At 71.2% G+C, this 15,465-nt stretch carries 11 protein-coding genes; 4 read left to right on the top strand and 7 right to left on the bottom strand.

The annotated features are described in order from the left end of the window. Positions 1 to 28: 28 nt before the first annotated feature. The 3 genes from BLW85_RS35855 to BLW85_RS35845 all read right to left on the bottom strand — a co-directional run bounded on the left by BLW85_RS35855 (position 29) and on the right by BLW85_RS35845 (position 6,266). A complete protein-coding gene (locus BLW85_RS35855; RefSeq protein ID WP_079172684.1) occupies positions 29 to 2,089 on the bottom strand; it encodes a glycoside hydrolase family 6 protein in 2,061 nt (686 codons plus the stop codon). Positions 2,090 to 2,238: 149 nt separating this feature from the next. After that, entirely contained in the window at positions 2,239 to 4,203 is a 1,965-nt protein-coding gene (locus BLW85_RS35850; protein WP_425275359.1) for a cellulase family glycosylhydrolase, read from the bottom strand. A gap of 1,034 nt (positions 4,204 to 5,237) precedes the next feature. Next, positions 5,238 to 6,266: a LacI family DNA-binding transcriptional regulator gene (locus BLW85_RS35845; protein ID WP_070029779.1), complete on the bottom strand. Its 1,029-nt coding sequence runs from the start codon at positions 6,264 to 6,266 to the stop codon at positions 5,238 to 5,240. Between the two features lie 329 nt (positions 6,267 to 6,595). Between BLW85_RS35845 and BLW85_RS35840 the strand changes: the two genes are divergently transcribed. Continuing rightward, complete coding sequence (locus tag BLW85_RS35840; RefSeq protein WP_107409371.1) at positions 6,596 to 7,975, top strand: PP2C family protein-serine/threonine phosphatase; 1,380 nt, start codon at positions 6,596 to 6,598, stop codon at positions 7,973 to 7,975. Here the strand turns inward: BLW85_RS35840 and proP are convergent. Both proP and BLW85_RS35830 read right to left on the bottom strand, forming a co-directional pair. Then, positions 7,944 to 9,440 (bottom strand): glycine betaine/L-proline transporter ProP, encoded by a 1,497-nt coding sequence (gene proP, locus BLW85_RS35835; RefSeq protein ID WP_070029777.1) that lies wholly within the window; start codon positions 9,438 to 9,440, stop codon positions 7,944 to 7,946. The two genes, BLW85_RS35840 and proP, sit on opposite strands and share 32 nt — an antisense overlap. 119 nt (positions 9,441 to 9,559) lie before the next feature. Next, on the bottom strand, positions 9,560 to 9,832 hold the full coding sequence (locus BLW85_RS35830) for a hypothetical protein (protein WP_074995561.1): 273 nt from the start codon (positions 9,830 to 9,832) through the stop codon (positions 9,560 to 9,562). Positions 9,833 to 10,005: 173 nt separating this feature from the next. Here BLW85_RS35830 and BLW85_RS35825 point away from each other — a divergent pair, with 173 nt between their 5' ends. Next, positions 10,006 to 11,523: an MFS transporter gene (locus BLW85_RS35825; protein WP_074995559.1), complete on the top strand. Its 1,518-nt coding sequence runs from the start codon at positions 10,006 to 10,008 to the stop codon at positions 11,521 to 11,523. 10 nt (positions 11,524 to 11,533) lie between these two features. On the opposite strand, the gene BLW85_RS35820 is transcribed toward BLW85_RS35825, so the two are convergent. Then, positions 11,534 to 12,319: an SDR family NAD(P)-dependent oxidoreductase gene (locus BLW85_RS35820; RefSeq protein WP_074995556.1), complete on the bottom strand. Its 786-nt coding sequence runs from the start codon at positions 12,317 to 12,319 to the stop codon at positions 11,534 to 11,536. Between the two features lie 168 nt (positions 12,320 to 12,487). Between BLW85_RS35820 and BLW85_RS35815 the strand changes: the two genes are divergently transcribed. Further along, positions 12,488 to 13,744, top strand: a complete 1,257-nt coding sequence (locus BLW85_RS35815) for an LmeA family phospholipid-binding protein (RefSeq protein WP_074995554.1) — start codon at positions 12,488 to 12,490, stop codon at positions 13,742 to 13,744. A 13-nt stretch (positions 13,745 to 13,757) separates the two neighbouring features. On the opposite strand, the gene BLW85_RS35810 is transcribed toward BLW85_RS35815, so the two are convergent. Continuing rightward, positions 13,758 to 14,639, bottom strand: coding sequence for an SDR family NAD(P)-dependent oxidoreductase (locus BLW85_RS35810; RefSeq protein WP_074995552.1), 882 nt, complete (start codon positions 14,637 to 14,639; stop codon positions 13,758 to 13,760). Positions 14,640 to 14,709: 70 nt separating this feature from the next. Between BLW85_RS35810 and BLW85_RS35805 the strand changes: the two genes are divergently transcribed. Then, positions 14,710 to 15,378 (top strand): TetR/AcrR family transcriptional regulator, encoded by a 669-nt coding sequence (locus tag BLW85_RS35805; protein ID WP_074995549.1) that lies wholly within the window; start codon positions 14,710 to 14,712, stop codon positions 15,376 to 15,378. Positions 15,379 to 15,465 lie beyond the last annotated feature (87 nt).

The following is a 15,465-nucleotide window of genomic DNA, read 5'->3' as shown; positions in this document are numbered from 1 at the left end:
GGCCGGGTTGCTTCGCGGTTGCCTCGGTTTACGGCTCGACGCCGCCCGCGAGGGTGCCGCTCACGTACACCGTCACCTTGCTGGCGTCGGCGTACGCGGTGTTGGTCGCGTAGCTGTAGTCGTCGGACTCGCTGAAGTTCGACCAGTCGCTCTTGTTGATCCGGGCCTGGATGTCACCGGTCGACGCGCCCGCGGCAAGGCTCCCGGCGCCGGAGGTGAACCCGATCTCCACGTAGTGGTCCGCGCCCGCCTTCGGCGAGGACAGGGCCACGACCTTCTGCGTGACGTTCGAGCAGCCGACCGCCGCGTAGTCGCACGACGTGGTGAAGGTGGAGGCGCCGCCGTCACTGGTGAAGTAGTAGCGGATGGTCACCTTCGACAGGTCCACCGCGCTGCTACCGGTGTTGACCACCTTGAGGCCCGGCTTGATCTGGTTGTCGCCGGGGGCGCTGTCGTTGTTCTTGTACTGCACCTTCACCGCACCCGTGCCCGGGGTGCCACCACCACCGGACGCCGCCGTGGTCGCCGTCACCGCGCTCGACGCCGCCGACACATTGCCCGCCGCGTCCTTCGCCTTCACCGTGTACGAGTACGACGTCGACGCCGTGAGCCCGGAGTCGGTGTAGGACGTGGACGTGGTGCTGCCCACCTTCGTGGACCCCCGGTACACGTCGTAACCGGTGACCCCCACGTTGTCCGTGGACGCGGTCCACTTCAGCGACACGCTCGAACTGGTCGTCCCGGACACCGTCAGACCCGTCGGCGCGGAGGGCGCCGTGGTGTCCGAGCCGCCACCGGGCGGGTTGCCGCCGCCGGAGACGGGCGGGTAGGCGTTCTGCAGCAGTTGCTGGAACTGGGCGGAGAACCAGTGGCCGGCCACCGGCGCGTTCGGCAGGGCGCCGGTCGGGTTGTTGCCGTTGCGGGCGTTGCCCCCGTAGGTGGGGTCACACATCTGGTCGAAGCCCTTGCCCTCGTTGTTGTCGACGGGCTGGCTCGAACCGTCCGACTCCCCCGGCGGCTTGACCCACACGTAGGCGTCGATCCCGGAGGCGGGCGCCGCGGTCGGCCGCTCGCCGAGTCCCGCACCGCTCTGGTTGCACCAGTTGCCGGTGTGGAGACGGCGGTCGATCCGGCCGCCGTTGACGTAGTTGTCCACGGAGGTCGTCGGGCCGGGGCCGGTCGGCCGGGCGGAGCCGCCCCAGCCGTTGCGGGAGGTGTCGATCAGCATCCCGATACCGGAGTCGAAGCCCTTCGCCACCAGGGCGGTGCGCAGCGCCTGGGCGTACGACTGCTCGTCGACGTACTGGTTCCAGTCCACCCACTTGGACTGGCGCACCGTCGTGCCGTTGACGTTGTCGCTCACCTTGAAGTACGGCTCGACCGTCGCCGAGTAGTTGGCCGTGTTGGTGATGAAGCCCTGCACGTCGTTGACGGTGGCGCCGGCGGTGTTCGCGGCCTTGTAGAACTCGTCCACGGCGGGGCCGAGGTTGGTGTCCCAGCCCAGCCAGCCGTGGTGTCCCGCGTCGATGTAGTTGTACACGTTCGGGATCGCGCCCAGGTGGTTGAGCGCGTAGCCCACGCCGGTCTCGTAGTTGCCGTTCGCCTTCATGGTCTCGCACTGGGTCGTCGACCCGGCGCTGCCGCCCGCGTTGGTGACGATGTTCGGCAGCGAGTCGGGCTCGATGACGTTGACGATCCGCAGATTGGCGTAGGCCGGGTCGGCGAGGATCTTGGCGATCGGGTCGATGTACTCGGTCTCGTACCGCCCGATGTCGGTCGGGCCCAGCTCGCCGTTGGAGGCGAGGGCGGAGCAGTCCCGGCCGGGCAGGTCGTAGATGACCAGCGTGATCAGGTTGGCGCCCTGCGACACCGCCTTGTCCAGGTGGTCGCGCAACCCCATCTTGCCGCTGGTGCCCGAGATGGTCGAGATGCTGTCCAGCCACACGGCGGTCGGTGTGTTGGCGACCGCGCTGCCGCCGGGCTCCGCCGCGGCCTCGCTGGACCACTCCGGGTTCACATAACCCTTCGCGCCCACATAGGGGTTGTCCACCCGGGTGGCCGCCGAAGCGGTGGGCGCGTTGAGCGTCATGGCTAGCGCGGAGCTCAGCGCGAGCGCCGAGACCACCGCGAGACCGCGGGTGAGACGCGATCTGGGGGGATGCTTCTTCACCGGTGTTTCCTTCCGTGGGGTGTTTTGGCGCACGGCTGCACACCGACGCGCCGCCTTCAGGGGGAAGATCAGGGCTCGATGCCGCCCGCGAGGGTGCCGTCGAGGTACACGGTCACCTTGGTGGCGTCGGCGTAGGCGGTGTTGGTGGCGTAGCTGTAGTCGTCGGACTCGTTGAAGTTCGACCAGTCGCTCTTGTTGATCCGGGCCTGGATGTCACCGGTCGACGCGCCGGCCGCGAGGCTGCCCGCGCCGGAGGTGAACCCGACCTCCAGGTAGTGGTCCGCGCCCGCCTTCGGCGAGGACAGGGCCACGACCTTCTGCGTCAGGTTCGAGCAGCCGACCGCCGCGTAGTCGCACGACGTGGTGAAGGAGGACGACCCGCTGTCACCGGTGAAGTAGTAACGGATCGTCACCTTCGACAAGTCCACCGCGCTGCTACCGGTGTTGACCACCTTCAGACCCGGCTTGATCTGGTTGTCACCCGGCGCCGAGTCGTTGTTCTTGTACTGCACCTTCACCGCGCCCGTACCCGGAGTGCCACCACCACCGGACGCCGCCGTGGTCGCCGTCACCGCGCCCGACGCCGCCGACACGTTGCCCGCCGCGTCCTTCGCCTTCACCGTGTACGAGTACGACGTCGACGCCGACAGCCCCGAATCCGTGTACGACGTGGACGTGGTGCTGCCCACCTTCGTCGAGCCCCGGTACACGTCGTAACCGGTGACCCCCACGTTGTCCGTGGACGCCGTCCACTTCAACGACACACTCGAACTCGTCGTCCCCGACACCGTCAGACCCGTCGGCGCGGACGGCGCCGTCGTATCGGTGCCGCCACCGGGCGGGTTGCCGCCGCCGGAGCCGAAGCCGGGCGCCTTGACGGACGTCAGATAGCCGTCCTTGACGGTGTCGACCGTCGACCAGTCGTCCTTGAGGATGCCGCCGGTGTCACCGGAGTCGGGGTTCAGGCACCAGAACGTCCACTGGAAGCTGTCGGCGCCGTACTGCGAGGTCGGGCGGAGGTAGTCGACCAGCGCCTTCAGCCAGGTCTGGTCGACGGCCGACTGGAGCGTCGTGCCGAACTCGCCCACCCAGACGGGGGCGATGTTGTTCTTGAACAGGTAGCCCCAGTGCTTGTCCCAGATCCCCGGCATGTTGTTCGGGAAGGACGGGTCGCTGAACCAGGGCTGGTTGGAGACGCTGGTGGCGTAGTCGTGGGCCGAGTAGACGACGCGGTTGGCGACGTCGAGCCGGACCGGGTAGGTGCCGGCGCCCTCCAGGTTGCCGCCCCACCAGGTGGAGTCGCCGTTGTAGGTCTGGATGCCCTCGACGAAGATCAGCATGTTGGGGTTGGCCGACAGCACGGCGTTGCCGCCGCGTTCGGCCGCCAGCCGCCAGTCGGTGCTGGTGTCACCACAGCCCCAACAGGCCGGGTCGTGCGGCTCGTTGTGCAGGTCGATGCCGATGACCGTGGGATTGTTGGCGTACCGGCTCGCCAGCGTCTTCAGGTTGGCGAGCCAGGTCGACTCCGGGACGCTGCTGGTGTACCAGAGGGCGCTCTGGCCACTCGAGTCCGGCCGGTGCCGGTCGAGGATGACCTTCAGGCCGATCCGGCCCGAGTAGTCGACGATCTTGTCCAGCACGCCCAGCGAGTCAAGGCCCTGCAGGTCGGCGTTCTTGCCGCTGGAGAAGTCGATGCTTTCCGGCATGGTGCCCGACTTGAAGATGTCGTCGGAGTACGGAATGCGCAGCGTGTTGTATCCGAGCGAGGAGATCTGGTCGAGCATGCTCTTGTAGTCCCGTGACCACAGGCCGTGGACCACATGGTTCGATGTCTCGAACCCGAACCAGTTGATCCCGGCGATGCGCACCGGGTTCCCGTTCGCGTCCACGATCTGCCGGCCGCTGGTGTGCCAGTAGCCCGCTCCGGCCGTACTGGCTGCCCGAGCGGGCGCCGTGCTCGTCACGGCGGTCAGCAGAGCGAGCAGGATCGCGGCCACGGCGGCGAGCACCGTGAGCCGCTTCGGTGGGCCCAAGTCCGCAGGTCTCATAGCAGCCAACTCCCCTTCGTACGGCGTGCCCCCGTGCTGATTGACAGCTCTTCCTCACCGGTCGCCCGAGCGGGCTCCGGTGTGGTGCGCGTGCGGTGGTACTCGCCGGGACTCGCCGCATCCTCGGAAGGGACCGGAGGCTTCCGCCACTCGATGCCGCGGTGGTCAACTCCGGCGTGGTTCCAGGATGTTGAACGTGGGAGCGCTCCCAGCAAGTGAGGAAAGTAACAACTCGAAACACCGCTGTGAAGGGGCCGGGCGAAACGTGAGCGCAATGGCGTGTTCATGTCGCCCTAACGCCGACGGGGCGCCGCACGCCTACTCGTCGGTCACCGGCGCCCGGAACGACGGCGAACTCGCCGCATCCGGCGGCGATGCACCCGGGGACGGTGCGCCACGACCGGATCCGCGCGCCGGGCCGTCGAGGGCTCGACCGGTGCGCGACGGCGAAAGGAGGGCGCAAAAACCGCCATCCGGCACTTGCACACGGCTCCGCACGGCCGGCTGCCGGGCGTGCCGGACCGCGCGAGGCCGGGGGCAGGGGCGCCCGGGTACGCCTGAACGTCCCCACCGCGAGGACGAACATGGCCGGTTCCACGGTTGTGCTTCGTCCCGCCGCACCGAGGCCGCAGTCGATCGCGGCGGCACAGGAGATCTCCGGTTCGGCCTCCTGGCGTCCCACCGCCTGGCGATCGCACGGGTCCGGCCGTCGGACTGCGCCTCGCCCGGGGGCGCGCGGGCGCGGCTGCCGGCGGACGCGCTGGGCGGCACCTGGTGGGACAGGTCATGGACGGCCGTGGCGGGCGCCGCGTCCCCGTACCGGCCGGTCATGGCCGCGGCGACAGCGCGACGGGCGAGGGCGGCAGAAGCCGGTGGCGCCCGGCCCGATCTGCTCGCCGGGCGATCGGATCCCCGCGCGGGTCACCACGCGGGCCGGGGCTCCGAAGCATCTCGCCACGGGGCACGCCCAAGCTTCCCGGACCTGGCGCGCGACGGCCGGGGCCTTCCGGCCCGCGGTCTCACGCGGACTCGCGCCGCACCAGTTCCGTCGACAGCACCACATGGCGCCGGGGGCCGGTGCGGGACTCGATCTGCTCCAGCAGCACCCGGGCCATGGTGCGGCCCATGTCCTCGGTCGGCTGGCGCACGCTGGTGAGCGGCGGGTCCGCGTGCCGGGCCACCGCCGAGTCGTCGAAGCCGACCAGCGCCACGTCCTCGGGCACGCGCCGCCCCGACTGGCGCAGCACGTGCAGGGCGCCGCTGGCCATCACGTCCGAGGCGGCGAACACGGCGTCGATGCCGGGGTGCCGCTCCAGCAGGGCCCGCATGGCCGCGCGGCCGCCCTCCTCCGTGAAGTCGCCGTGGGCGACCAGCGAGGGGCCACGGCCGAGACCGGCGGCCTCCACGGCCTGGGTGTATCCGTCGAGCCGGCACCGGGCGACGTACATGTCCAGGGGCCCGGTGATGGTGGCGACGCTCCGCCGGCCGAGGGCGAGCAGGTGTTCCGCCGCCGACCGCGCGCCGCCGACGTTGTCGGCGTCGACGTAGGACATCCATTCGCGCTCCGAGCGGCGGCCGTTGAGCACCGTGGGCACCTGGAGCCGTTCCAGCAGGCTGGGCAGCGGGTCGTCCTCGTGCACCGACACCAGCAGCACGCCGTCGACCCGGCGGGCCTCCAAGTGCTGGGCGAGGCGCTGTCGTTCGCGGGGCGTGCGGATGAGGGTGAGCAGCAACTGCATGTCCGTGTCAGCCAGTTCGGTGCTCACACCGCGCACGATGTCCAGGAAGTACGGCTCGGCGCCGAGCCGGGTCTCCGACTCGGGGATGACGAGGGCCACCGCGTCCGTGCGGTCGGCGGCCAGCGCCCGGGCCGCACGGTTGGGCACGTACCCCAGCTCCGCGATCGCCGCCTCCACCGCCGCCCGCGCCTGGGCGCTGACATGCGGAGAACCGTTGACCACCCGGGACACCGTGCCCCGTCCGACACCGGCCCGCGCGGCGACCATCTCCAGCGTCGGCCGGCCGCCGCGCCCCCCGCCCGCAGCCATCACGCTTCTGCCCGTCACCATGGATGACAACCCGTCAGTCGCACCAACTCGGAGTGTTCGTTCCCTTGACACGCCTGCGGGAACAGTGGACCTTCATTATGCCTATCTGGGAGCGCTCCCAAGGGAGCGCTCCCAGATTTCCGCCGCCAGGATCGCGCCGGAACAGCGATCTCCCCTGTGAACGCCCCGTTCCGGAGGACCGCCGAACGCCAGGGCCCGCGGCCGCGGCGAGCGCCCGGCCGCACGGCGCCCGGCCCCGGCGCGGGGCCGCCATCCCTGAGAGGATGGACAGCGGATGTCGGCTCCCGACGTGCCCGGAGGTGCTCGTCATGCCGGAGGAACCGCGGCGGCCGAAGGCGGCGGCCGGGCGCCTGGCCCTGGCGCTGGAGGCGCTGGGCCGGTCGCCGGACGGAGCGGGGCCCGAAGAGCTGAGCACGCAGGTGCGGCAGCTGGCCCTCGGCCAGCGGCGGCTGCGCAGGCTTCTGGACGCGGTCGTGGCCATGAGCGAGGACATGGACCTGCGTGCCGTGCTCCGGCACATCGTGGAGGCGGCCACCGATCTGGTCGGAGCCCGGTACGGGGCGCTGGGGGTGCTCGGCTCGGACGGCGAGTTCGTCGATCTGATCACCGTGGGCGTGGACGAGGAGCGGATGCTGGCGGAGTCGGGGCTGCCGCAGGGGCACGGCCTGCTGGTCGGGCTGCTCGCGGACCTCAAGCCCATGCGAGTCGCCGACGTCGGCGCCGATCCCCGCTCGGTGGGCTTCCCGGTCGGCCACCCGATGATGACCACCTTGCTGGGAGTCCCGCTGATGGTGCGGGGCAGGGCGTACGGCAACCTGTATCTGGCGGACAAGAGCGACGGCGCGCCGTTCACCGATGACGACGAGGCCATCCTGACCGCGCTGGCCAGTGTGGCGAGCGTCAGTATCGAGAACGCCCGTCTGTACGAGGACCTCAAGCAGGCCGCGATGCACTTCCAGCTGCGCATGCTGCCCGAGCTGCCGGATCTGAGCCCGCTCGCGGTGGAGGTCCGCTACGAACCGGCCTCCGAGCTGCCCCGCCTCGGCGGGGACTGGTACGACGCGCTGACCCTGCCGGACGGTGCCGTCTGTCTCGTGGTCGGCGACGTCACCGGTCACGCGGTGGCGGCCGCCCCGGTGATGGGACAGATCCGCAACATGCTGCGCGCGCTGGCCTACGACCACGGCGGGCCGCCCAGCCTGGTCGTCACGAAGCTGGACCGCGCCCTGACGATGTTCACCGAGCCGCCCACGGCCACGCTGGTGCTCGCCCGGGTCGAGCACACCGGCGGGGAGTACGTCCTGCGCTGGAGCAACGCCGGGCACCCCCCGCCACTGCTGGTCGAGGCGGACGGCACGACCCATTTCCTCGCCCCGGCCCGCCACGGGCTCCCGGTGGGCGTCGAGCCTTCGTTCGGCCGCTACGACGACGAGCACCGGCTGCCGGCCGGGAGCACCCTGCTGCTGTTCACCGACGGGCTGGTGGAGCGCCGGGGCGAGGACATCGACGCGACCCTGGCCGAACTGGCCGACCAGGCCGCCCGGCTGGCCGGCGTCCCGTTGCGGCGGCTGTGCGCCGAGCTGGTCACGGGCCGCGGCCAGCTGTTCGACGACGACGTCACCCTGCTCGCCCTGCGGCTTCCCGGGGAGGACCCGGTCAGAACTTCGGGTCGGGCGACTGGGCCCTGACCAGCTGAGCGGCCTCGGCCTCCGATTCCACCGACGGCGGGGAGCCTTCCAGGGGCTTGTTGGCGGTCTCCTTCATGCACAGGACGGCGATGGCGCCCACCGCGGCGGCGATCACCGCGTAGTACGCCGGCACCAGGTTGGTGTGGTACACGCCGATCAGCGCGGTGATCACCAGCGGGGTCGTGCCGCCGAAGAGCGAGGTGGAGAAGTTGTAGGCGACCGAGAGCGAGCCGTAGCGCACATGGGTGGGGAAGATCGCCGGGAGCGCCGCCGACATGGTGCCCAGCATGGTCACCAGGGACAGGCCCAGCAGTAGCAGGCCCAGGACGATCAGGGCGACATCACCCTGCCGGATGAGCAGGAAGGACGGCACCGACAGGAAGAGGAAACCGAGCATCCCCGTCATGAGCAGCGGCTTGCGGCCGAAGCGGTCCGAGAGGCGTCCGACCTGGTTGATGACGCACATCTGGAGGACCATCACGATCAGCAGGATCAACAGGCCGTGATTGGTGTCGTAGCCCAGTTCGTCGGACAGGTACGTCGGCATGTACGACAGCAGCATGTAGTCGGTGACGTTGTACCCCGCGACGAGCGCGATGCACAGCAGCAGCGGGCGCCAGTGACGGGTGAAGATCTTGCCGAGGTCCGCCGCGGCCGACGTCTCCACGGAGTCGGCCGCCTCGGTCGCCTTGGCCAGGCCGCCCTCCAGCTTCTGGAAGGCGGGCGTCTCGTCCAGCTTGAGCCGCAGGTAGAGGCCGATGAAGCCGAGCGGCGCAGCGACCAGGAAGGGGACGCGCCAGCCCCAGTGCAGCATCTGCTCGTCGCTGAGGAAGCTGCTCATGGCGACGACGAGGCCGGAGGCTCCGACGTATCCGCCGAGTGTGCCGAACTCCAGGAAGCTGCCGAAGTAACCGCGCCGCTTGTCCGGCGCGTACTCCGCGATGAAGGTGGAGGCGCCGCCGTACTCCCCGCCGGTCGAGAAGCCCTGCACCAGGCGGAAGAAGATCAGCAGGGCCGGGGCCCACAGGCCGATGGTGGCGTGCGAGGGGATCAGGCCGATCGCGAAGGTGCCCAGCGCCATCATGATCATGGTGAGGGCGAGGATGGTCTTGCGGCCGATCTTGTCGCCGAGCGGCCCGAGGACCATGCCGCCGATGGGCCGCACCAGGAAGGCGACCGCGAACGTGGCGAAGCTGCTGAGCAACTGGGCCGTGTGATTGCCCGAGGGGAAGAAGACCTGGCCGAGAGTGGCGGCCAGATAGCTGTAGATGCCGAAGTCGTACCACTCCATCGCGTTGCCGAGGGCGGCGGCCTTCGTGGCGCGTTTGACCGCCGCCTCGTCGGTCACGGTGATGTCGCTGCGGCGCAGCTTCGGATTCCGCCGCTTCTCGATCGCCCTGAAGAGCATGCGGTGACGTCTGACCGCGGCGGGGTCCACCGTGCTGTCGTGGTCAGTCGCCTCCATGACGGTTTTCCTTTCGCCGATCACATTGCACACGCCAACGCCTGCACAGATCTCGCGCGCTCAAACTAACCGCTTCGTAGCGCCATCGGGGCAACACCGTAGGTAACGGGACCCTGGGTTCAGGGGGTGTCGCCGGTCCAGTCGAAGCGGGTGAGGTCGCCGGGGCGCGGGGTGTACACCGCCCGGCCGCCGGTGCCGAACCGGCCCAGTTCGGTACGTAGCGGGACGCCGGCGGCGGGCGCCTCGCCGGCCCGGTCGGTGATGTCCAGGAGCAGGCCGTCCAGGGGACCGCCGACCAGTTCCGCGTACCTGCGGTCCGGGCGGGGGCCCGGGTCGTCGTGGTCGTGGCCGTAGACCCGGCCGCGCAGCAGCTGCTCGTCGTCGCCGTTCATGTGACCAGCCTGGCAGCCACCACTGACAGTGGGCTTCCGCCCGAACACACCCGGCCAGGGTGGCCGGCCGGATTTTCTTGCCGGTGTTTGCGGTTGCAGGTGGTGGTGTGTCCGTGCCCCGGCAGGGAACCTGGTTCCTTCGAGTGCGGGGGTCCTGACGGAAGGGAGCCCAGGTGACAGCGTCGACGCCGACCACAGGCGGCCGTGGTCAGGGGGCTCGGGAAGCCGGGTACGAGCCCGATCCGCGCCGGTGGCGCGCCTTGTGGGTCACGCTCGTGGCCGGCTTCATGAGCCTGCTGGACGTGACGATCGTGGCGGTCGCCCTGCCCACCATGCAGCGCGATCTGCATGCCTCCCCCGCTCAGGTGCAGTGGGTGGTGTCCGGATACGCGCTCACCTTCGCCCTCGCGCTCGTCACCGCGGGACGGCTCGGCGACGCGCTGGACAGGCGCCGCATCTTCCTGCTGGCGCTGAGCGGGTTCGTGCTGTTCAGCGCCGTCTGCGGGGCGGCCCCCGACATCACGCTGCTGGTGGTGGCGCGGCTCGCGCAGGGCCTCGCGGCGGGGTTCATGGCGCCGCAGAACTCGGCGCTGATCCAGCAGTTGTTCCGCGGTGCGGAGCGCGGGCGCGCCTTCGGGTTCTTCGGGGCGACCGTCGGCATCTCCTCCGCCGCCGGGCCCATCACCGGCGGCGCCATCCTGGCGCTGGCCTCGGGCGCCGACGGCTGGCGCTGGGTGTTCTACGTCAACGTGCCCATCGGCATCCTGGCGGTGCTGCTCGGCCGCCGGCTGCTGCCCCGCGTACAGGGGTCCGGGCGGGGGCACGTGGACGCGTTCGGTGTGCTGCTCCTCGGTGTGGGTGTGCTGGCGCTGATGTACCCGCTGGTCCAGGCCGACTCCGGGGGCATCGGCCGGGTGTGGTGGCTGTTCCCGGTCGGCGCCGTCGTCCTCGCCGGTTTCGTCCAGTGGCAGCGGCGGGTGGTGGCCAAGGGGAGGCAGCCACTGCTCGATCCACGGCTGTTCAGCACCGTGCGCGGCTATGCGATCGGCGCGGGTGTGGGCACGCTGTACTTCATCGGTTTCAGCGGGGTGTGGCTGGTCTTCGCCCTGTTCTACCAGCACGGCCTCGGCTTCTCGCCGTTGCGTTCCGGGCTCGCGGTGACCCCCTTCGCCCTCGGCTCGGCGTGCGCGGCCGTGGTCGCCGGCCGGCTGGTGGACCGGCTGGGCAGGCTGCTGACCGTGTGCGGGCTCGCGGGTGTGATCGCCGGGCTGGGCGGCACGGCGCTGCTGCTGCACTACGTGGACCTCGGCATCGCGCCCTGGGTCGCCGCCCCGGTGCTGTTCCTCGGCGGTATCGGCGGCGGGTTCGTGGTCTCCCCCAACATCACCATGACGCTGCGGGACGTGCCGGTGAGCATGGCGGGCGCGGCGGGCGGCGCGCTGCAGACCGGGCAGCGGCTCGGGGCGGCGGTGGGCACGGCCGCGCTGCCGGGCCTCTACTATCTGGAGCTCGGCCGGCACAACGACTATCGGGGCGCCGTCGTCCTGGCCCTCGCGGCCGCGCTCATCGGCATGGTGGCGTCCCTGGCCCTCGCGGCGTTCGACTGGCAGCGGGACCGGCTGATCCGGCCGCGGCACCGCAAGTGCCCGCAGGAGGTGGCCAACAGCCCGGTGCACTCGCGGCAGTCGTGAGCGCCCCGGTTCAGAAGAAGCCGCCGTCCACGCGCAGGGTACGGCCGGTCATGTACGCGGCGTCATCGCAGGCGAGGTACGCGTAGCCCGCCGCGATCTCGTCCGGCCGGGCCAGGCGGCCGAGCGCGCCGTGCGCCGACAGCCACTGCCGCGGTGACACCTTGCCGCGCAGCAGGGGGTGCTGGTAGCCGGTCGCGTTCTCCGCGGCCATGTCGGTGTCGGTGCCGCCGGGAGCGATGGCGTTGATCGTGATGCCGCGCTGCCCCAGCTCGGCGGAGAGGTTCAGGACCATGGCCTCCACGGCGGCCTTGGAGGCCGCGTACAGGGTGTGCGCGAAGACGGCGCGGGAGGCGCTGACCGAGGAGGTGAGCACGATCCTGCCGCCCGCGTCCATCCGGGCGGCGGCGGACCGCGCCGCGAACAGCTGTCCGCGGGTGTTCACGGCGAAGACGTGGTCGAAGTCGGCGGGGGTCAGGTTCTCCAGTGCGCCGAAGTGCTCGATGCCCGCGCAGGAGGCGAGCACGTCCAGTCGGCCGAATTCCGCGACCGCCCGCTCGACCAGCGCCTCGATCTGCCCGGGGTCGGTCACGTCGGCGCCGTGCGCCAGTGCCCTGCCGCCGCGCGCCCCGATGGCGGCGACCACCTCGTCGGCCGCCGCGCGGTTGCCGCGGTAGCCGACGACGACGGCGGCTCCCTCGGCCGCCAGTCGGGTGGCGACCGCCGCCCCGATCCCCCTGCTGCCGCCGGTCACCACCGCGGTCCTGCCCGTGAAACGCCGGCTGTCCGCTGCCGTCATGAACGGTCCTTCCCCGTCTTCGAAAGGAGGGTCGCCACCAGTGTCCAACGTCGGCCGGGTACATGGGAGTTGACGCACATCTCGATAACACGTGCGAATCGGCCCATTCCGTGTCCGACCCCTCGCGGAAGTTGCGAGCCGGGTGGGTTCATATGATCAAATCTGCCGATGCGTACCCCCCACACACCGACGCATCACACCGCTCACTCCGACGGACCCTCACCCGGCGAGGTTCCCCCCGCCCGAAGTCCGTACGACGAGCTGGCCGCCCTCGCGGACGATCCGGCGGCCGGTCCGCCGGCCGGCTTCCTCGCCGAGGACGACCCCGTTCGGCGACGACAAGGCGACGACGAGGACCCCTGGGAGCCACCCAATCACAGGCGCCGGGGCCGCCGCCGCAACCGGGCCACCGGCCTGCCCACCCTGTTCAGGCTGCTGGTCTGGCTGCTCACCGCCGCCTGCCTCGTCGCCCTCGCCGACCGCTGGGCGCTGCTGTACGCCGAGCGCCAGGCCGCCGACCGGCTCAAGGACCGGCTGCATCTGACCGCCGCCCCCGAGGTGCGGATCGGCGGCTTCCCGTTCCTGACCCAACTGGCCGCCCGGCGGCTGGACTCGGTCGAGGTCACCGTCCCGGACGTGCCGGCCGAGCGGGTCACCCTGACCCAGGTCACCGCCACCGCACGCGACATACGCATCGACGGCGACGGGCCGACCGCCGTACGCGGGGCCCTTGTGCGGCAGGTGCACGGCCAGGTGCTGCTGTCGTTCGCGGACATGAACCGCGAACTGGGCGCCTCGCAGGTGTCGTTCAGCGCCCACGGCCCGGGCCGGATCCGCGCGGTGGGCGCCCTGCGCGTCGCCGGGAACGACGTGCGGGTGCGCGCCGACGCCCGGGTCCGGCGCGAGGGCGAGCGCGGCATCGCCACCTCCGTGGACGGGATGCGGCTGGACATCGGCGACCTCGCGACGTACCGGCCCGGCACCGGCCGCGCCGAGGGCCTGCACCTCACCCGGTCCGCGGCGCGCCGGATCTCCCGGGAGGCGGACAAGGTCAAGGCGATGCTGGGCGTGCCGGAGATCGTGCACCGCATGGGCGTACCGCAGCACACGGTGAACGCCGCGCTGCACGACGAGGACGAGCTGCACCGGCTGACGGGCGCGCCGCGCTTCCTGCACCAGCTGACCCGGGTGAACCTGGTGGACGTGGCGCTCGCCCACCCCGAGGTCCTCAAGCGGCTCGGTCTCGACCTGTCCCTGCTCACTTCCCTGGGCAAGCTCACCCGCCCGCAGATCGCCGACCGGTTCCGCTTCTCCTTCAAGATCCCGAACCCGCCCTCCGGCGACCTGCGCCTCCAGAGCGTGTCGGTGGACAAGGACGGCATCCACGTCCACGTCGGCGGGACCGGGCTGCTCCTGGGCAAGTGAGCGGTCCTTCGGCCTACTCGGGCTCCCCGGACGGCAGGCGCACCGGGTAGGGCTCGCCGAAGTCGGCCGAGCGGCTCACCGCCTCCCAGGCGGTCGCCTCGGCGAGCTGCCGCCGGGAATGGTCCAGCGCCATGGTCACGGCGTTCACCCCGAGGAGGAGATGGCCCGGGACCTCGCCGCCGTGCACGGTCCGTACGACGATCTCGGCGGCGCGGTCCGGGTCCCCGGCCGCGCCGGCCGTGTTCTGCCGCATCAGCCGGTTCATCGCGCCCACGGTCGCGTCGTACGCGTCGGGCACGGTGTGCACGGTCATGGAGGCGCCCGCCCAGTCGGTGGCGAAGCCGCTCGGCTCGACCACCATGACCCGCACGCCGAACGGCGCGGTCTCCGCCGCCAGCACCCTGCTGAAGCCGTCCACGGCGAACTTGGCCGCCTGGTAGGACGCGATGCCCGGCGATCCGCCGACCCGCCCGCCGACCGAGGAGAACTGCACCACGGTGCCCGCCCCCTGTCGGCGCAGGGTGGGCAGCGCGGCCTTGGTGACGTGGTAGACGCCCCAGAAGTTCGTCTCGAACTGGGCGCGGAAGTCGTCGTCGTCCGTCGTCTCGATGGGGGACACGTTCGCGTACCCGGCGTTGTTGACCAGCACGTCGATGCGCCCGAAGTGGGCGACGGCGGCCTCGACGGCCGCGCGCGCCGCGTCCGCGCTGGTGACGTCGAGGGGGAGGGGGAGGACGCGGTCGCCGTACCCGGCGAAGTCCGCCGCGAGGGACTCGGGGCGCCGGGCGGTGGCCACGACGCGGTCTCCGGCCGCCAGGGCGGCGGTGACGAGGGCGCGGCCGAGGCCGCGCGAGGAACCGGTGATGAACCAGACCTGGGAATCCTGTCGACTCATGCCGTTAGTACAACACCGTTCTCTTATTAATGCAACGCCGTTTTGTTAACCGGTTCCTATGATGTCCCCCATGAGTGAGCCCGCCTTTCGACGTGCGCGCAGCGCCGAGGCCAAGCAGGCCCGGGAAGCCGCCATCCTGGAAGCGGCCCGGGAGCTCGGCCGGGCCCGTGGCGTACGGGAGGTCACCCTCACCGACATCGCCGCGGCCGTGGGCATGCACAAGTCCGCGCTGCTGCGCTATTTCGAGACGCGGGAGCAGATCTTCCTCGCGCTGACCGCCGAGGGGTGGCGGGAGTGGTCCGCCGAACTGCGCGGCGACCTGGCCCGGCGGGCGCAGGCCACGCCCGCCGAGGTCGCTGCCGTGATCGCGGGCACGCTGGCGCGGCGCCCCATGTTCTGCGACCTGCTCGCCCAGGCGCCGCTGAACCTGGAGCGCAACGTGTCGATCGAGTCGGTGCGCTCCTTCAAGCTGGTCACGCTGGAGGAGGTCGAGCTGATCGGCGGCGAACTGGGCCGGCTGCTCGGTCTCGACGAGCTGGAGAGCGTCGACACGATCGCCACGGCGACCGGGCTGGCGGGCGCGCTGTGGCAGATGGCCACGCCCGGCCCGCGCCTGCGCGAGCTGTACACGAGCGACCCCCGGCTCGGCCACGCCGTGGTGGAGGTGGAGCCGCGGCTGACCCGGGTGCTGACCGCCTGTCTGACGGGGCTCGGCGTACGGTCCGCCGCGACGAACTGAGCCGGACGGTCCGGGGCTTCGGTCACTTCGGGCGGGCGACGGCCGCGCGGCACGCGGGCGTCCATGACCGCGCCACACCGTCCCGTT

It is taken from the genome of Streptomyces misionensis, assembly GCF_900104815.1.
Taxonomy (GTDB): Bacteria; Actinomycetota; Actinomycetes; order Streptomycetales; family Streptomycetaceae; genus Streptomyces; species Streptomyces misionensis.
Note: the sequence above shows the minus strand (reverse complement) of the source record. Positions and strands in the feature narration are given on the sequence as shown.